We start from the raw sequence: 19,091 nt of genomic DNA, 5'->3' as shown, positions 1-19,091 counted from the left end.
ATTGAATGAAAGCGTTTAATCTCTTACGATTAAAGTATCATCACGTAGAGAAAGGAAGAGAGCAAATGGCTCAATCTAATATAAAAGTAGCTGTACAAAAGTTTGGGAACTTTCTAAGTTCAATGGTTATGCCAAATATCGGAGCATTTATTGCATGGGGACTTATTACTGCTTTATTTATTCCAACAGGCTTTTTTCCAAATGAAAGCCTTACCAAACTAGTGGATCCAATGGTCAAGTATTTGCTTCCGCTGCTAATCGGCTACACGGGAGGAAAGCTTGTACACGATCAGCGGGGAGGCGTTGTAGGTGCTATCGCCACCATGGGCGTCATCGTTGGATCTGATATTCCGATGTTTCTAGGCGCTATGATTATGGGACCGCTTGGCGGTTACATCATCAAGAAGTTTGATCAGTTTATTGAAGGTAAAGTCAAAACAGGATTCGAGATGTTAATTAATAATTTCTCAGCAGGTATTCTTGGAGGAATTCTAGCAATTCTAGCCTTTTTAGGTGTTAGTCCAGCCGTGGACGGATTTACAGGCGCGCTTGTAGTGGGTGTAGATTGGATGGTTGCACATGGCCTTCTTCCTCTTACAAGTATTCTAATTGAGCCTGCTAAAATTTTATTCTTAAACAATGCTATTAATCACGGTATCTTATCTCCGATCGGAGCAGAACAAATTCGAACAAACGGACAGTCCATTCTATTGTTATTAGAAACAAATCCTGGTCCGGGATTAGGAATTTTGTTAGCGTATTGCTTCTTTGGAAAAGGAACAGCAAAACAGTCAGCGCCGGGAGCGGCCATCATTCATTTTATTGGAGGAATTCACGAAATTTACTTCCCTTACGTTTTAATGCGTCCGCTTCTAATCATTGCGGCTATTTTAGGAGGAATGAGCGGCGTATTTACATTTGTTCTTTTAGGCGGAGGCTTACAAGCGGTTGCTTCACCAGGAAGTATTTTGGCTATTTTAGCTGCTACACCAGGTAATGCAGGCAGCTATGTTGCAAATATCTCCGGTGTTCTCGTTGCAGCCGTCGTATCGTTTATTGTAGGTTCGTTAATTTTAAAAACGGGCAAGCAAACAGAAGATTTGGATGAAGCAGCTCGCAAAATGCAAGAGATGAAAGGCAAGAAGAGCTCTGTAGCAGGAAGCTTTACAAAACAGCAAGGCGACGTACCAGCAAGCGTTCAAAAAATTGTTTTTGCCTGTGACGCAGGTATGGGATCGAGTGCAATGGGCGCCTCTCTTCTTCGCAAGAAAGTTAAACAAGCAGATTTAAATATTTCGGTAACAAATACAGCGATCAGTAATATTCCAAGTGATGCTCAAATCGTTATTACACAGGAAGAGCTAACGCCAAGAGCTCAAAACAAAGTTCCAGATGCGTATCATATCTCGGTTGATAATTTTCTATCTAGCCCGGAATATGACAAATTAATTGATCAACTAAAAAATGATCATACTACTTCTAAGGCGGAAGAAGAAAAGAACGTATCTGTAGAAAATAATACAGATAGTAATGATGGTTTATTAAAAGAAGAAAACGTTTTCTTGAATCAGCACTTTTCTTCTAAGGAAGAAGCAATTCGATTTGCAGGAAGTGTGTTAGTAAAAGGCGGATATGTAGAAGAAAACTATGTTGAAGCGATGATTGAGCGCGACAATATGACTTCTACTTATATGGGAAATGACGTAGCGATTCCGCACGGTACGGAAGAAGCGAAAAAGAACGTTTTAAGATCAGGTTTTACAGTGATTCAAGTTCCAGAAGGCGTTGATTTTGATGGTGAGAAAGTTCGTTTGATTTTTGGAATTGCTGGAAAAGACGGCACCCATTTAGAAATTTTATCTGGTATCGCGATTACATGTTCTGATATGGACAATATTGAAAAGATGGTTCATGCCAAATCAGCTAAAGAATTAATGGCTATTATTCAAAGTAACTAACGGGATAGAAAGGCATGAAGATGCCTTTTTGTCCTTTGTTTATAAATAAGAAAAGAGTTGATGTTCTTGTTTATTACTTCAAGAGAAAAATCAATCATTGAGTTAATTATTAAAACGGCAGGAAAGCATACAGCCCTTACACTTGCTACTTTTTTGAATGTAAGTGTAAGAACCGTTCACCGAGATTTGAAGGCAATTGAATCAATACTTGAAAAATTTGATTTGAAGCTGATTCGTACACAAGACGAAGGACTAATGATTGAAGGTAAAAATGAACAAATTTTTCGTCTTATTCAAGAGCTGATGAAGATTAAAACGACGGATCAGTCTCCACAGGAAAGAAAATTAATTCTTTTAATTCTTCTTCTAGAAGAAGGAGATTCATTTAAATTACAAACGCTGGCTAAAGACTTAGCAGTAAGTATCACTACACTAACTGCTTATTTAGATGAATTAACAGAGTGGTTAACCACATTTGACGTTCTCCTTCATCGAAAAAGAGGGGTGGGAGTAGAGGTTCACGCTACTGAAGCCAATAAACGGAAAGCATTAGCTAATTATTTTCTTCTTCACTTTAATGAAGAGTTAATTGAGTGCTTGTTTTTAGCAGAAAATCAGCAGCATACGGATGAAACAATTTTGCATTATTTTTATCCGGATTATTTGGCAGAAGTAGACAGAATTGTACATCAAGCGATTAATCAGCATCATTCTAAGCTGGCTGACAGCGATTATATAGGGCTCATTGTTCATATTTGCATTATGATACAGCGAACGAAAAAGCAAATGTATCTAGAAGACGACGGCGGCCAAACGGAAGAGCTGGCAAGTGAACTGTTCTTAATGAAGGATATTTGCCGCGAAATTGAACGGGTATTTTCTCTTTCTTTTACAGAAAAAGATATTCATTTCTTAGCAGTGCGGTTACGTGCAGCAAAATTCCAAACTACTAGAGACGTATATTACGACAGCGTAGTGGTTGGGCAGATTATTAAGAATATGATTGCTCACGTTTCTGTTCAGCTTAACACCGACTTAACCGGTGATTTTTCCCTTTACCAAGGGCTGCTTGCTCATATGGAACCGGCAATTTTTCGCCTTAAGCAAAAAATGGAGCTTTTTAATCCATTAACAGAAGAGATTAAAAAAAAGTACCCGGTTTTATTTATGGCTGTGAGAAACAGTATCGATCAAGAGCTGCCGGATTTAGTTTTTCCAGATGATGAAGTAGCATATCTTGTTTTGCATTTCGGTTCAACGCTAGTGCTAAAAGAAGAAGTCATGGAAATTCAGGCACTGATTGTCTGTCCAACTGGAATTGGCACCTCGAAAATGTTAGCTAGCCGTATTCGTAAAGAGATTCCGGAGATTAATTCAGTTGTCATTAAATCGGTAAAAGAAATCAAAGAAGCCGCGTTTGAAGGGTATGACGTAGTGATTTCAACAGTAAGACTGCCTTTTTTAAATGTCGATTACATTTTAGTCAATCCACTCTTAACCGAAGAGGATATTCAATCCGTCCAGAATTTTTTACAGAAAAACATTCAAAAGTTAACCAAAGATAAGGACTATCGCTCGTTCCAATATAAAAATAAGACTGTTTCTAAAGAAAAACCGTCTTTTGAGGAAACGATGAAGCAAATTAAAGATGTGCATGGAAGTATCGAATCAATTCTTCAAAACCTTAGAATGTATCGATTTTCGGATGCAGTGAGTCACGATCAAGTGATTTCGCACGTAGTAAAAGTTGCTGAAAAAGAACGTTTAATAACCAATGCCAACTGCGTTATTCATCAGCTTAAGGAACGAGAAAACAAAGGCGGTTTAGGTATTCCGCAAACGAGTATGGCACTGTTCCATTGCCGTGAACATCACGTGAAAGAGCTGATTTTTCAAGTTTCACATTTAGAACAGCCTTGCACAGTTAAAGGCATGGACGGAACAAACATGCAGGCGCGTAACCTTCTATTAATGCTCGCACCTGAAGAGTTAAGTGAAGCACAGCAAGAAATTTTAAGTTTAATTAGTACCAGCTTAATTGAAGATCATGAAGCAATGATGATTTTTTCGTCTTCAAACGAAGAGATAATTCGCAAAAAGCTAGAGGATACGTTTCATGAGTACCTTCGAAATAATTTGATAAAGGAATGATTTTTGTGAAACAAGTAGTTCATTTTGGAGCAGGCAATATTGGTCGAGGATTTATTGGGGCATTGTTTTCTCAAAGCAACTATCACGTTACATTCGTAGATATTGCTGAAAAGATTATTAATCAGTTAAACACAGAGGAAGGGTATAACGTAATAACAGCCGCAGAGCACCCCGAGACATTAGCTGTTCAAAACGTATCTGGTTTAAATAACCTGACACAAGAACAAGCAGTCATTAAAGCGATTAAAGAAGCAACGTACATTACGACAGCCATCGGACCGAACGTTCTGCCCCGCATTGCTCCTTTAATTGCTAAAGGTTTAGCTGAACGTGTAAAAGCAAGCGACGAAAATGTATATATTATTGCATGTGAAAATCAAATCTCTGCGACAGATTTATTAAAAGGCTATATTTTTGACGCACTGGATGGAGAGACAAAAGCTCATATGATAAATAGGGTCTTTTTCTTCAATTCAGCTGTAGATCGTATCGTGCCTATTCAACATGACCAAGGTTCGCTTGATGTTTTAGTAGAATCCTATTATGAATGGGTAGTAGAGGCACCTGAAGATATTCCTTTTGTAGAAGGAATGACGATTGTGCCTGACCTTGCTCCTTTTATTGAAAGAAAGTTATTTACAGTGAATACGGGACACGCGGTGATTGCATATTTTGGTTATTTAAAAGGAAAAGAAACAATTGATCAAACGTTAAGAGATTCAGATATTTATGAACAAGTACAGCAAACGCTACAAGAAACAGGAAACTATCTAATTAAAAGATATGACTTAGATAGAGAGGAACACGAAGCCTATATTACTAAAATCATTGAACGCTTTGAAAATCCTCATTTAAATGATTCAGTTAAAAGGGTAGGAAGAGCGCCAATTCGCAAGCTTGGACCTCAGGATCGTTTGATTCGTCCAGCGCTAGAAGCAAAAAAAGCGGGCCTTTCTTATACCTATTTAGCAAAGGCTATTGCCGCTGCGCTTTTATTTGACCCGCAAGAAGATAAAGAGGCTATGAAACTTCAAGCGGGTATTCATGAGTATGGTATTGAGTACGTATTAAAAGAGGTTAGTGGGTTAGAGGCAAGTAATGATTTAACAAAAGAAATCATTGCTCAATATAATGCTTTAAAATCGTGAATGAATTTAGTGCGTGTAAACAGTCCATTTTAAATGGGCTGTTTTTCTTTTTGTAGAAAGGGAATATTTGTGTATAGGAGGATGATAAAATGGTAGCTATTACGCACGTTGGATTAGCTGTACCTGATGTAGAAGAAGCCGTACAGTGGTATGGGAAAGTTTTAGGTTTTAAGCTGATTGCCGGTCCTTATACGTTTAATGCGGAGGAAGAAAAAGCTGAAAATATGACCCAAGATTTACTGGGGTCTCATATTAAAAAAATGAAAAATGCTCACATGACAGCTGATAACCAGGTAGGCATTGAACTGTTTGAATTTAATAAGCCGCAAATGCCTCTTGTATTAAAAGACAGCGATGAGCAGTATCAAAGTTATTTTCACATTTGTTTAATAGCCGATGACGTGAAAAAATTAGCGGATAAAATTGAACAATCAGGCGGTAAAAAGCGCAGCCAAGTATGGAATACAAGACCGGGAAAACCTTATTACTTAATTTATTGCGAAGATCCGTTTGGGAATATTATTGAGCTATACTCACATAGTACGGAGCTCATGTATGGGAATAGAGAAGAATAAAAGCTTATCCACATTTTTTGGATAAGCTTTTATTTTTTCACAGCTGTCCGTAGCCGTATACTTTTGCCAGCTCTTCGAAGGTTTTTGATGAATACGTAATAGTTACCGATGTTCCTACTGCCACTTTATCGAATAATTCTTCGACATCCGCATTATGCATTCGTACGCAGCCGTGGCTTACATAGTTGCCGATGCTATCTTCTGAGTTATTGCCGTGAATAGCGTATGTGTCGCCGGTTGTTCCGTTTGCATTAAGCCCTAGCCAGCGAGAGCCAAGAGGGTTATTAGGAGCGCCTCCTGCAATATGCCCTGTATAGTAAGGACGATTTTTAATTTTGTTAACAATCTTAAAAAAACCTACCGGCGTATCGCTCCACGTCTTTCCCGTAGCTACTGAATACGTCTTTTCTAACTTTCCATTATGAAAATAAGCAAGCTGATTTGTTTTTTTATTAATAATAATTAAATCTCCACTTACTGTCTTTTCACTTGCGTCCGCCGTGCTTGCTGTATATGAAATACTGATAATAGTTGCGAGACACAAAGCCGCTGCTCGCAGTAGAATTTTTCTCACGTTCTAGCCATCTCCTCTATTGCTCGTTTACATATTTGATGAATTACATGCTATTAGTGTATAAAAGAAAAATGGACTGAACATGAACCTTACCTGAATGAAAACTGAAAGTTCGTTTTTATTTACACGCGAATATAAAGTAAAAATATGGGCAGAAATACAACTAAAGGTCTGGTACATATCTCATGAAAAAGAGAAAAATGAAAATGCACCTTGTCTGTTTAATTTAGGATGTATTATCATGAAAGTTTGAAATGAAGGGCAGGAGGTGGAACAAACAGATGCTTAAAGAATTTAAAGAATTTGCTTTGCGAGGAAACGTATTAGATTTAGCAGTCGGTGTTATTATTGGAGCGGCATTTGGAAAAATTGTCACGTCTCTTGTAAATGATATTATTATGCCGCTGATTGGTTTGTTGTTAGCAGGTATAGACTTTAAAGATTTATCCTTCACGGTTGGAGATGCTACGGTATTATATGGATCTTTTATTCAAACAATTGTTGATTTCTTAATTGTCGCATTCTCGATTTTCTTATTTATTCGTTTCTTTAATCGCTTTAAGAGAAAAGAAGAAGAGAAAGTAGAGGAAGAAGTGGCTGTTCTCTCAAAAGAAGAAGAGATTTTAACAGAAATTCGTGATTTGCTAAAAGCACAAGCAGTGAAAGAGCGTTCATAGCAGCAATTTTTACATACGTATAAAACGGCTAAGAGGCCCGTCTTTTCATAAGAAAAGCGGGCTTTTTTCGTGTGAAATTTCTCGGGAAATGTTAGTGGTATGATCATGGGAAAATTAGGCGTGAAAGCGAGAGAGATAGGAATGTTAAAATCATATTAAAAGTGTTAAGATATTGTAAATAGGAGGCTTAAGGTTATGTTTAAACATTTGTATCGTTCTTTGCCAATGCTGGTGGCGTATGGGCTGCTTAGCGTTTTTTTATACAGTGCTGTGATGTTTAATGTGTCAAATGACACAAAAATGTTGTTTGATTGGGCCCAAATCCATACAGCTGGGTTCGTAGTATTAATAGGAGGATGCTCACTTGTTTTATGGGCGCTCACTTTCTATTTGCTACTTCGATTTAATCAGATAGAGAGAATACAAGATTCGCAGTGGTATGCCATTTTTACGGCAAGTGTGTTTTCAATTGCGGTAGCAGCCGTTTCTGCTATGGTTTTTGTTATATATCATATTGATATACATAATCCAGGCAAAACAATAGAGTGGATGCAAGCATATCCCGAACGCTATCTTTTTACGGTATTTTTACTTTCGCTGTTAACACTAGCGATCATTATGCTAGTAGGAGAAGCTTATTTAGGGGCTGGGATTACCTTTGTTCTGTATTTTATTTTAGCTCTTGTAAACTATTATAAAAAAATCTTTCGAAATGAACCATTGTTCCCGAACGATTTTATTCAGGCGAGTCAGTTAAAAGAAGTTATTCCGATGATTAAAGATTCGATTTCAATTCCTATTGTAATAGGAGTTATTGGATCCATTGTCGTACTGATCGCTCTTTGGTTTTTCTTGCCGAAAATTAAAATTCGATGGTTTCTTCGAATTATTATGATTCTGCCGCTCATCTTTTTAATGAAATCATTTTTATTCTTTGAACACTCGTTTGCTCAAAAATATTACGATCAATATGCTGCGCTGATGCCTTGGAATCAGCAAAATAATTATTACTATAATGGACCTGTTATTGGCATGATTTCAAATGTTAAAACAGATGTGCTGGAAGAGCCGGATGACTACTCACAAGAAGTAATGGCCAAAGTGGCAAAGCGGATTCAGTCAAAGGAAGAGAAAACACAAGAAAGCAATGCTGAAGTCAAACCAAACGTCGTGTTTGTGATGAACGAAACGTTTTGGGACCCAACAAAGCTTAGCGTGACGTTCTCTGAAGATCCAATGAAAAATACAAGAGAACTTCAAAAGAAATATCCTTCTGGGTGGTCTTTAAGTCCTTCATTTGGCGGGGAGACAGCTAATGTGGAATTTGAAGCGCTGACGAGCTACTCTTTGTCTTTCTTTAACCCTGGAGGCCTTCCTTATCAGCATGTATTGAGTAAAAAAGAATATCCGTCTTTTGTTTCTTATTTAGAAAAACAAGGCTATGCTACAACAGCTATGCATCCAAACAGCGGTATGCTTTATATGAGGCAAAATGTGTATCCAAATTTGGGATTTGATCAAGTGAAGTTTATTGATCAAATGAAGCATACGCAAAAAGATAACAAAGAATTTGTTTCCGATGAAGCGGTAGTTGATGAAGTACTCGATACGCTTCGTCAGTCGAAAAAGCCTGCATTTGTGCATGCTGTAACGATTGCAAATCATCTTCCTTATTCAGCGGATAAGTATAACGGTCAGGAAACCATTAAAGTAACCGGTAAAGGGTTATCACCGGAAATGCAAAAGGAAATTGAAATTTATGCTGAAGGAATTAAACGTTCAGATGCTGCTTTAAAACGATTGAACGATGAAATTCAAAAGCTGGACGAGCCAACCATTGTAGTATTTTGGGGAGATCATTTGCCAGCACTTGGACAAAACCTTCAAGCTTACAAAGAAACGGGTTTTGGAAACGAGAAAACGCAGCAAACATCTCAAAAATTTTATGAGACGCCGCTCTTATTTTTATCTAATTACGATACGAAAATAGATAAAAATCTCGGTACGATGAGTCCTATTTATATTGCTCCGACGCTTGCTCAATCTCTTGGTTACAAAAGTAATCTGTTCTACGATCAGTTGAATCAAATGAAAACAGAAGTGCCGGCTTTTCGTTCAAATATGTATATAGATTCAAAAGGAAAGCTAGTGGATGATCCGGCAGCGCTATCTAAAAAAGCTGCAAAAGACCTTCAAGATTACCATGAAGTTGAGTTTGATACATTATCCGGGAAACAGTACGAAACGCATAAGTTGTATAAATAAAAATAAAAACTCCTTTTAAATAAAAGGAGTTTTTATTTTTTAAGTGTTTAAGGTTGTACTAAAAAATAATTCATGTATAATATTTTAAGGTTAAAAGTAAACTTTAAGTTAAGTAAAACAAAACTTGAGTTTGGAACAGCATGAACAATCATTCATGCTGTTTGCTAATTTTAAATACAGTTGAGGATCGAGAGTATGGAAATAGGAAAGAAAATTAAAAATTTACGATTAAAAAAAGGTTTAACACAAGAAGAGCTAGGAGAACGTACTGATTTAAGCAAAGGCTATATTTCGCAGCTAGAGCGCGATTTAAGTTCGCCGTCTTTAGAAACATTTTTTAGTATTTTGGAAGTGCTAGGATGCGAACCGAAAGAATTCTTCGAAATTGATACGCATGTTCAAAAGGTTGTATACAGAGAGGAAGACTACACGAGTTATTGCGAAGATGAAAAAGGTTACCATATTCAGTGGCTTGTGCATGAATCAAATGAAAAAGAAATGGAGCCAATTCGTCTTATTCTTCATGAAAAAGGTGCATTTAAGAGATTTGAGCCTTCCCTTTCAGAAACGTTTGGCTACATTTTGCGCGGGTGTGTGAAGGTGAAGCTTGGAGGCAGAATATATGAAGCCAAACAAGGAGAAACCATCTATTTTCAAGCTTCTGAAGAACATCAGATTTTAAATGCTCATGACGGAATAACAGAGTTAATTATCGTGGCGACAGAGTCTTATTTATAGAACAAAAGAGGTGAAGTGAAATGACATCTACGAATACAATTATTCAATTTGAAAATGTGACCAAGCAATATGATAATGATTCAGTTGTATTGGATCATGTAAGCTTTGAAATTGAAAAAGGGAAATTTTATACCCTCTTAGGTCCATCGGGATGTGGAAAGACAACGATTTTACGATTAATTGCAGGCTTTACGGAAGCCTCAAGCGGAACGATTTATTTTAATGGGAAAAGAATTAATGATGTTCCGGCTAACAAACGTCAGGTTAATACGGTTTTTCAAGACTACGCGCTTTTCCCCCATTTGAATGTATTTGAAAATGTAGCATTTGGTCTTCGAATCAAGAAGATGAAAAATGCTGATATTACAATAAAAGTTAAAGAAGCCCTTCGTTTTGTTAACTTAGAAGGATATGAAAACAGAGAAATAAAGGAAATGTCGGGCGGCCAAAGACAGCGCGTAGCAATTGCACGAGCAATTGTAAATCAGCCCGAAGTCATTTTGCTGGACGAGCCGCTTTCAGCTCTTGATCTAAAATTGCGTACGGAAATGCAATACGAGTTAAGAGAATTACAGCGTCGTCTAGGTATTACGTTCATTTTTGTTACGCACGATCAAGAAGAAGCGCTTGCGATGTCCGATGAAATCTTTGTTTTGAATAAAGGAAGAATTCAGCAGAGCGGGGAACCTACAGATATTTATGATGAGCCAATTAATCGTTTTGTTGCCGATTTTATTGGTGAATCAAATATTGTACCAGGTAAAATGATTGCTGACTTTTTAGTGGAGTTTGGCGGCCAGCAATTTGAATGTGTTGATCAAGGATTAAACCAAAATGAGCAGGTTGAAATTGTGATTCGTCCTGAAGATTTAGCCATTACAAGCTCCGATCAAGGAAAGCTGCAGGTTCGTGTAGATTCACAGCTGTTCAGAGGAGTCCATTATGAAATTTTAGGCTATGACCATGCAGGGAATGAGTGGCTCGTTCACTCTACGAAAAAGGCAACGGTTGGCGAAGAAATTGGTTTATATTTTGAACCTGAAGCTATTCATGTTATGCGATTTAATGAAACGGAAGAAGAATTCGATAAGCGACTCGAAGGTTATGAAGAGGATTACGATGCAAACTAAATCAAGAAATATTTACTTAGTCCCTTACGTGTTATGGATTTTGCTTTTTGTAGTTGCTCCCATTGTATTAGTTGTCTATTATTCTTTTTTCAGCATCGATAATGAGCTGACGCTTGAAAACTATAAGAAATTTTTTACCCCAGTTTATTTACAGATGACACTGAGTTCATTTTGGTATGCTTTTTTAATTACGTTATTTTCATTGGTTTTTTCTTATCCTACAGCTTATTTACTAACGAAGCTTAAGCACAAGCAGCTTTGGCTTCTACTGATTATTTTACCGACGTGGATTAACCTATTATTAAAAGCTTATGCTTTTTTAGGTATATTTGGCACGTATGGTACGGTTAATAAGTTTACTGAATTTCTGGGACTTGGTACTCATCAAATTTTATTTACTGACTTTAGTTTTGTATTTGTATCGGTGTATATTTTTATCCCCTTTATGATTTTGCCGATCTTTAACTCTTTAGAAGAACTTAATCCCTCGCTTATCTACGCTTCGCGAGACTTGGGGGCATCTTCATGGGTGACATTTAAGCGCGTGGTATTTCCGCTAACGCTAGAAGGGGTTAAATCAGGTTGTCAGGCTGTTTTTATTCCAGCACTATCACTCTTTATGATTACGCGTTTAATTGCTGGAAACCGCGTCATTACACTGGGAACAGCGATTGAACAACATTTTTTAGTGACGCAGGATTGGGGCATGGGCGCCACAATAGCCGTCTTTTTAATTATTGCGATGGCCGTTATGATGCTCATAACAGGCACTGGAAAGAGAGGTGTGTAAAATGAAGAGAAAGTGGAAGTTCAGCCACCTTTATTTATTTTTTGTGTTTTTCATTTTATACGCGCCCATTTTTTATTTAATGTATTACTCTTTTAACAGCGGAGGGAACATGCGTGAATTTGAAGGGTTTACGTTAGATTGGTACAAAGAAGTGTTTCAAGACACACGTTTGCTTATTATTGTCTTGAATACCCTTATTATTGCTCTATTGTCTTCGGTTATTTCAACTATTATTGGCGTGATAGGGGCACTTGCTATCGTATACGTGAAGCGCAGACGTGTTCAAAATACGCTGTTAACATTTAATAATGTGTTAATTGTGAGTCCAGATGTTATTATTGGCGCATCTTTTTTAATTCTATTTACCATTATCGGTGTAAAGCTCGGATTTATATCGGTATTATTAGCGCATATTGCATTCAGTGTACCGATTGTGGTCATTATGGTTCTGCCTAAGCTGCAGGAAATGAGTCCGACACTGCTCGATGCAGCCCGTGATTTGGGCGCAAGCCGCTTTGAAGTACTTTCGAAAGTGGTATTGCCATTTATTCGTCCGGGTATCTTTGCAGGCTTTTTTATGGCTTTAACTTACTCTTTGGATGACTTTGCGGTTACGTTCTTTGTGACCGGGAACGGTTTTTCCACGCTTTCAGTAGAAATTTATTCTTTAGCAAGAAGAGGGGTCTCGCTGAAAATCAATGCTCTTTCTACTCTTATTTTCATGTTTACCGTGCTGATTGTAATTGGTTATTACTTTATCAGTCAGCGATATAGCAATAAAGTGAAAGGGGTGGCGACTGGAAAATGAAGCAATTAGCAAAGCCGTTTATCTTCATCGTCATCCTTTCTTTCGTTCTTATGTATGTGGTTCATCATTTGAACAATGCCGAAGGATACTCTGGAGGAGATACGCTGACCGTCTATAATTGGGGAGATTATATTGATCCTGATTTAGTGAATCAGTTTGAAAAAGAAACCGGAATTAAAGTCATTTATCAGACCTTTGATTCGAATGAAGCAATGATGACCAAAATTGAACAAGGCGGTACGACATTTGATATTGCTGTGCCTTCTGAGTACGCGATTAGCAAGATGCGTGAAGAAAATTTACTATTGTCAATTGATCATTCGAAGCTGCCTAATTTAAAATACATTAATCACCGTTTTTTAGACTTATCTTTTGATCCTGGAAATAAGTACTCTATTCCTTATTTTTGGGGAACTGTGGGTATTGTATATAACTCTGATATGCTTCATGGTAAGAAGATAAAAAGCTGGAATGATTTATGGGATCCTAAGCTAAAAAATCAAATTTTACTTGCAGATGGCGCTAGAGAAGTGATGGGAATGGGGCTAAACAGCTTAAATTATTCATTAAATGATACGAATAAGGCTCATCTTCAAGAAGCGAAAAGAAAGCTTGATACATTGACACCAAATGTCAAAGCCATTGTAGGAGACGAGATTAAGATGCTCCTAGCAAATGAAGAAGCGGCAGTTGGCGTTGTTTGGTCAGGCGATGCTTCTGAAATTATGAGTGAAAACGATAAGCTGAATTACGTTGTTCCAGAAGAAGGTTCGAATTTATGGTTTGATAACATGGTTATTCCAAAAACGGCTAAAAACGTAGAAGGCGCACATAAATTCATGAATTTTATGCTGGATCCTAAACACGCTGCTCAAAATGCGGAATATGTAGGATATTCTACGCCTAATAAAAAAGCGTTAGAATATTTGCCGAAAGAAGTAGCGGAGGATGAACGTTTTTACCCAGAGGAAGAACTAACAAAAAAGCTTGAAGTATATAATAACTTAGGCAAACGAATGCTTGCTTATTACAATGAATTATTTTTAGAATTTAAAATGCACCGTAAATAAAAGGAACTTGATTAGGTCTTTGTACTTAAGTTCTTTATTGTTTTTGTAAATTCAGTTGCGTGATAGCGAGAGGAAAGATAAAATACAAACGAGTAAAGCTAATAACATTTATTTTATGTTATTAGCTTTTTTATTTGTAAAAAGGGAAAGATAAGAAAAAATTGAATGTTCTATTATTCATCCAGAATTTATATTTCACATTATATAGGAGAGAAAAAGTGAAGCAAACACAAAAGCAGCATATTCAATCCATTTATTTTTTACGATTATTCGCTATGATGATGGTTGTGCTCGTACATGTAACAGCAGCGTATGCAACGGTACTGCCATTTGCAAGTGAAGCTTATCAGAAATATCATTTTCTTAACCGAATTGTTCGAATTGAAGCAGGGATCTTTATTGTTATCACAGGTTTGGTTTTCTTTTATAGTTATATTAACAAGCCGTTAACAAAGACTTTATGGAAAACGTATTATGCTCGAAGAGTGACATATATTTTGGTTCCCTATATTATTTGGGCACTTATTTATGAATTTTATTCGTACTATGTAGGAGCAACAGAATTGAATGCATCTGATATTGTGAAACGTATTTTACGCGGAGAGTCCTACTATCAGCTTCATTTTATCTTTTTAATTGTACAAGTCTATCTCGTGCTGCCGGTTTTTGTATGGCTAGCACAAAAAGTAACCGTTTTTAAAAAATACATGTGGCTGTTTGGCATTATCATTCAGCTTGGTTATTTAATGCTCAACAATACGTATCACATCACTTCGTTTAATTTATTTTTAAATACAATGGCTACGTTTTTACTCGGCGGTTGGATTGGCATTTATTATCGCGAGCAAGTGGATAAAAAGTACAGTCGTTCGAATATTGTATTATTTCTGGTGACGCTCGGATCGGGAATAGCTATTTCACTGTTAAATTATCACTTATACACAATGAAGACAATCCAAATTTCAGGCTTTACGTATGAGGTTGTTAATACGCTTTATTTGGTCGCTGGAAGTTATTTCTTCTTCCGAATTGCAGAGATATTAGCTGAAAAGCTTTCTGTGAAATCCGTGACGATTGTTAAGAATATTGCTATGTACTCGTTTGGATTTTACTTGATTCACCCAATGGTTTTAAACTTTGTAGCAAAAGCAGTACCAATACAAGGCAACTACATGTTTCACGTTGAAATCGTGGCGCGCTATATTTTAACATTAGCGGGCTGCTACCTCATCATTTGGGGATGTCATCGTCTTTTACCGTTTGCTAGCTTTTTGTTTGGTAAACTGCCAAAAGAAGCGGTGTTCATTTACCGACGTCCTAATCATAAATAACGTTTAGTTAAAAGTTATGTCTGCTTGCAGGCATAACTTTTTTTATAAAGTATAAGAGATGATAACACGCTAGTTTTAAAATATTTTTAAAAGTGACATGCTAAGATAATGCTTACTTAGGTACTCACAAAAGGGGGAATTTGATATGCGTGTACTTGTGGTAGAAGATGATGCTTCATTATTACACGGTATCGTAGAAGGCTTAAAAGAAGAAGGATATGAAGTTGATTGTGCGTCTGAAGGAGATGAAGGTTTGTTTTTAGCAGAGCAGAATATTTATGATGCCTTGATTTTAGATATTATGCTGCCGGGTATGACAGGGCTTGACATACTAAAAAAGCTAAGAAAACAAAAGGTGCTGACGAAAGTTATTTTTCTTACTGCAAAAGATAGTGTAGAAGATCGAGTGAAAGGACTTGATTATGGAGCTGATGATTATTTGGTTAAGCCTTTTGCCATGGCTGAACTTTTTGCGAGGTTAAGGGTGATGCTCAGAGACTTGCAGGCAGAAGAAGGCATGATTTCATATGGTCCCATTTCTATACGAGAAGCCAATCATGAAGTTATGATAAATGGGAGTGCCCTAACGTTAACGATTAAAGAATTTCAGCTTTTGGAATACTTTATTCGAAATAAAGAACAAATCCTTATTCGAGATCAAATTTTCAATCGGGTATGGGGATTTACATCTGATGTAGGAGTGGGTGTAGTAGACGTCTATGTTCACCATTTACGAAAGAAGCTTCAGCCTTTTAAGTGTGACGGTTATGTACGTACAGTCAGAGGCGTAGGTTTTATGTTAAAAGGGGAAGAGCATGTTTAAAAAGACGAGAATCAGGCTTGTGTTATTTAACACAATCGTGCTGATGGTTATTTTGAGCATTTTTAGTTTAGTTTTATATTTTTACATGCAGCATCTTATTTTTTCAAACCCGGACAATCGGCTAAGTGAGATGAGCGAGCAGGTTAAAAAAAGAAATTTACATGAAATTCAGGAAAACAATGAGAGAGAAACAGAACGGCGCGTTGCATTTTTGCTTTGGAGCAGTGATAAAAAACTAATCAAAATCACACCTAAAAAAGGGTTATATACAAACGATATTGACGACTTTAAGCCTGCGCTCTCAGAAGGAAAAGTCCAAACGTCGCAAGAGGTAAACGGTCATGCTTATCGAGTGATGAATGTGAAAAACGAAGGGTATATAAAAGACCAAGACGTTTCAACGATTCAACTTGTCTTAAACGTAGATCCAGAAACTCAAACCTTAGAGCACCTTGCTTTTCTTCTTATCATTTCAGCGTTTATTGGACTGCTTCTTTCGCTTGTAGCTGGCTTGTTTTTAGCTAATCGAGCGCTTGTACCTATACAAAAGTCGTGGAACAAACAGGTCGAATTTATTGCAGATGCTTCCCATGAGCTAAGAACGCCTCTTTCCGTGATGCAAACGCATCTCGAGCTATTGTTTAGACGACCAAATCATACGATTGAGCAAGAAAGCGAAAATATTTATCAAAGCTTAAACGAAGTAAAGCGGATGACGAAGCTGGTGGGCAACTTACTAACACTGGCTAGATCTGATTCAAGTGCACAGCTGCTAAATAAAACGGTCTTTAATATGGGTGAGCTGGTTGATAAAGTAGCTAATCAGTTTGAGCCCATATTTGAACTAAAGGAGCTTCGTTTCACAAGGGAAATTGAATCGTTAATGTGCGGAGGAGATCAAGAACGACTTCATCAGCTATGTATGATTTTATTAGATAACGCTTTTAAATACACCCCACCTGGAGAAAGCATTCATATTAGTCTAAAGAAACATCATCACTCTATGACGTTAATCGTTAGAGACACAGGCGTTGGAATTGAAGCGAAAGATCTTCCATATGTGTTTGATCGCTTTTATCGAAGTGATAAGAGCCGAGCACGTGCCGAAGGAGGGTCAGGTTTAGGTCTGGCGATTGCCAAATGGATTGTACAAGCTCACGACGGAGAAATTAAGGTTTTTAGCCAAAAAAACGTGGGTGCGGAATTTTATGTGAAAATTCCGCTATGAAAAAAGCTGCCTGTCATCAGGCAGCTTTTTTTGTCACTTTTTTGTTTGCAGTCTTCCATGCTTTCCATGCATTAGCAAGTAACAGGCCAATTAATAAATAGGCAAGGCCGCCAAAAACTAAGTAATCTACAGCGCTAATCGCCCCCGCAAGCAGCCCAAATTTTATTTGGGCTTTATACTTGGCAGGAGAAGTTGGCGGATCCGTCACCATGAAGAAGGCTAAAAATAAAGCGGAATTAACAAAAGGAGCTCGTAAAGCATCTGCTACATCGCCTACTCCTATTAATGACATAATCGTAAAAATAGCAAAATACACGCCCAAAAACGCAAATACTTGAGGGAATTTATTTACCTTGCTCGTCACAAGGTACCCCGTCACAAACACGAATACAATGAGCCATACGGGTAGTAAAGATAAGCTTCCCCACCAGCTTTGGCCGCTTGAAAAGACAATAAGTGAAAAGAGAAGACCAAAAGCAGCAGGGTTAAAAATAGGCTTCTTTTTTACTTTTACGAAGTGCTTCGATAAAATCGCAACAGCTACAGTGCAAAATGTGACCCAAGCAGGTGTAGAGGTGCTGAGTACTAAGGCAATAATTAATCCGGTAATAATTCCGCCGTCAGGAAGCTGAATGTTCTTTTTATAAGCAAAAGAAAATCCTAAATCTAAGGCGGCCGCCGAGCATACGGCAAGTAGTAGGTGTCCTAACCCTTGAAAGGCAGAAGAGTTAAATTCACCTAATAAAGTTAAAAGCAGAAGCATAGCAATTACATATCTTTTAGGGGTTTTAACTAGCTGCGCCCAAAGACTTATTTCTTTTGGTTTGTTTTCATCTACAATAATATAACCTTTTGGTGTACTAATATATTTAACACCGCTTCTTCGTTCAGAACGTGTGGTCATAATTTATTAATTCCTCCATATCTGATGTAAAAAAAGGAGTGAAACTAGAGTCGAAGAGCACGCCGCGTATGTCGGCATCATTCAATAAATTTACTCCTTTTTCCGCTCCCAAAATAAAAGCTGACGTAGATAATGCATCGGCCAGCATGGCAGAAGGAGCAATAGCTGTACAACTCAACAGACTGCTTCGAGTGGATGGAGATAAGGGATTAACCAAATGATGCGTTGATGGATGTGTCTTATTTTTTCTAGCATAATTTCCTGATGTGCAGACAGCCGTATCTGTTACACGCAAAGTCAGTAATGACTGCGTTTGAATCACAGGGTGCTGAATCCCGACTTTCCACAACTCTCCGTGTTGATTGCATCCTTTAACTAGGATGTCTCCTCCTGCATTAATCATAAAATGCTGATAAGGAAGGGAGCGGGCAGCCAAATCAATCGCCAACCCTTTGGCGACCGCTCCAAGATCTATAATCATCGGTTTTTGTAAACAAACCGTTTTTTTATGTGTATCCAATACGATGTCTTTATAACTTCCAGAATCGACTGCTTCGTTCACTTGTACGGGCTTTCCATATAAGTAATGTTCGTTAAAACCGCGGTTTTCTAATTGCTTTCCTACCGTTGGGTCAAAGATTCCATGCGTTTCATTTGCTACTAAGATAGCGAAATGAAGGGCTTCAAATAATAGAGGACTAACAGAAACAGGCTCTTTGACATGTCTAATTAGTTTCATAACTTCGCTTTTGGCATCAAATCGACTGCATGTCGTTTCAACGGTTTTAAAAATAGTAAATGCCTTTGAGATATGGTGAAGGACATTTGCTTCTTCTGAGTGGGGAGCAATTACTTGAATGGAGACGGTTGTTCCCATACATAAGACAGACCGGCTATACGTTTTTATGGACATCATTCGTT

The 19,091-nt window shown here is 37.5% G+C and carries 17 protein-coding genes; 14 read left to right on the top strand and 3 right to left on the bottom strand.

Features of this window, described 5'->3' with window-relative positions:
* The first annotated feature begins 65 nt into the window (after positions 1 to 65).
* The 4 genes from MMB68_RS26545 (at position 66) to MMB68_RS26530 (ending at position 5,832) form a co-directional block, all read left to right on the top strand.
* Positions 66 to 1,958, top strand: coding sequence for a PTS mannitol transporter subunit IICBA (locus MMB68_RS26545; RefSeq protein ID WP_221786118.1), 1,893 nt, complete (start codon positions 66 to 68; stop codon positions 1,956 to 1,958).
* Between the two features lie 60 nt (positions 1,959 to 2,018).
* Entirely contained in the window at positions 2,019 to 4,109 is a 2,091-nt protein-coding gene (locus tag MMB68_RS26540; protein ID WP_221786119.1) for a BglG family transcription antiterminator, read from the top strand.
* 5 nt (positions 4,110 to 4,114) lie between these two features.
* Positions 4,115 to 5,257 carry a mannitol-1-phosphate 5-dehydrogenase gene (locus tag MMB68_RS26535; RefSeq protein WP_221786120.1) on the top strand — a complete coding sequence of 381 codons (1,143 nt, stop codon included), beginning with the start codon at positions 4,115 to 4,117 and terminating at the stop codon, positions 5,255 to 5,257.
* A gap of 89 nt (positions 5,258 to 5,346) precedes the next feature.
* Entirely contained in the window at positions 5,347 to 5,832 is a 486-nt protein-coding gene (locus tag MMB68_RS26530; protein WP_221786121.1) for a VOC family protein, read from the top strand.
* Between the two features lie 37 nt (positions 5,833 to 5,869).
* Here the strand turns inward: MMB68_RS26530 and MMB68_RS26525 are convergent, their stop codons facing one another.
* Entirely contained in the window at positions 5,870 to 6,406 is a 537-nt protein-coding gene (locus MMB68_RS26525; RefSeq protein ID WP_221786122.1) for a L,D-transpeptidase, read from the bottom strand.
* Between the two features lie 281 nt (positions 6,407 to 6,687).
* Between MMB68_RS26525 and mscL the strand changes: the two genes are divergently transcribed.
* The 10 genes from mscL (at position 6,688) to MMB68_RS26475 (ending at position 17,266) form a co-directional block, all read left to right on the top strand.
* Positions 6,688 to 7,083, top strand: coding sequence for a large conductance mechanosensitive channel protein MscL (mscL, locus tag MMB68_RS26520; RefSeq protein ID WP_025753425.1), 396 nt, complete (start codon positions 6,688 to 6,690; stop codon positions 7,081 to 7,083).
* Between the two features lie 195 nt (positions 7,084 to 7,278).
* Positions 7,279 to 9,348 carry an LTA synthase family protein gene (locus tag MMB68_RS26515; protein WP_221786124.1) on the top strand — a complete coding sequence of 690 codons (2,070 nt, stop codon included), beginning with the start codon at positions 7,279 to 7,281 and terminating at the stop codon, positions 9,346 to 9,348.
* Between the two features lie 195 nt (positions 9,349 to 9,543).
* Complete coding sequence (locus MMB68_RS26510; RefSeq protein WP_013054985.1) at positions 9,544 to 10,086, top strand: helix-turn-helix domain-containing protein; 543 nt, start codon at positions 9,544 to 9,546, stop codon at positions 10,084 to 10,086.
* A 20-nt stretch (positions 10,087 to 10,106) separates the two neighbouring features.
* Positions 10,107 to 11,216: an ABC transporter ATP-binding protein gene (locus tag MMB68_RS26505; protein ID WP_025601794.1), complete on the top strand. Its 1,110-nt coding sequence runs from the start codon at positions 10,107 to 10,109 to the stop codon at positions 11,214 to 11,216.
* A complete protein-coding gene (locus tag MMB68_RS26500) occupies positions 11,206 to 12,006 on the top strand; it encodes an ABC transporter permease (RefSeq protein WP_013054987.1) in 801 nt (266 codons plus the stop codon). The genes MMB68_RS26505 and MMB68_RS26500 overlap by 11 nt, the downstream gene beginning before the upstream one ends.
* 1 nt (position 12,007) lies before the next feature.
* Entirely contained in the window at positions 12,008 to 12,814 is an 807-nt protein-coding gene (locus MMB68_RS26495; RefSeq protein WP_013054988.1) for an ABC transporter permease, read from the top strand.
* Positions 12,811 to 13,884 carry an ABC transporter substrate-binding protein gene (locus MMB68_RS26490; RefSeq protein ID WP_221786125.1) on the top strand — a complete coding sequence of 358 codons (1,074 nt, stop codon included), beginning with the start codon at positions 12,811 to 12,813 and terminating at the stop codon, positions 13,882 to 13,884. The genes MMB68_RS26495 and MMB68_RS26490 overlap by 4 nt, the downstream gene beginning before the upstream one ends.
* 218 nt (positions 13,885 to 14,102) lie before the next feature.
* Positions 14,103 to 15,215 carry an acyltransferase gene (locus MMB68_RS26485; protein WP_221812717.1) on the top strand — a complete coding sequence of 371 codons (1,113 nt, stop codon included), beginning with the start codon at positions 14,103 to 14,105 and terminating at the stop codon, positions 15,213 to 15,215.
* Between the two features lie 145 nt (positions 15,216 to 15,360).
* Positions 15,361 to 16,038 (top strand): response regulator transcription factor, encoded by a 678-nt coding sequence (locus MMB68_RS26480; RefSeq protein WP_221786127.1) that lies wholly within the window; start codon positions 15,361 to 15,363, stop codon positions 16,036 to 16,038.
* A complete protein-coding gene (locus tag MMB68_RS26475) occupies positions 16,031 to 17,266 on the top strand; it encodes a sensor histidine kinase (RefSeq protein ID WP_221786128.1) in 1,236 nt (411 codons plus the stop codon). Before MMB68_RS26480 ends, MMB68_RS26475 begins: the two co-directional genes overlap by 8 nt.
* Positions 17,267 to 17,282: 16 nt before the next feature.
* On the opposite strand, the gene MMB68_RS26470 is transcribed toward MMB68_RS26475, so the two are convergent.
* Together MMB68_RS26470 and MMB68_RS26465 are read right to left on the bottom strand one after the other, a co-directional pair.
* Positions 17,283 to 18,170, bottom strand: a complete 888-nt coding sequence (locus tag MMB68_RS26470) for an RnfABCDGE type electron transport complex subunit D (protein ID WP_221786129.1) — start codon at positions 18,168 to 18,170, stop codon at positions 17,283 to 17,285.
* Positions 18,154 to 19,086 (bottom strand): FAD:protein FMN transferase, encoded by a 933-nt coding sequence (locus MMB68_RS26465; RefSeq protein ID WP_221786130.1) that lies wholly within the window; start codon positions 19,084 to 19,086, stop codon positions 18,154 to 18,156. The genes MMB68_RS26470 and MMB68_RS26465 overlap by 17 nt, the downstream gene beginning before the upstream one ends.
* Positions 19,087 to 19,091 lie beyond the last annotated feature (5 nt).

The organism is Priestia sp. Y58 (assembly GCF_029522095.1).
GTDB lineage: Bacteria > Bacillota > Bacilli > Bacillales > Bacillaceae_H > Priestia > Priestia megaterium_E.
Note: the sequence above shows the minus strand (reverse complement) of the source record. Positions and strands in the feature narration are given on the sequence as shown.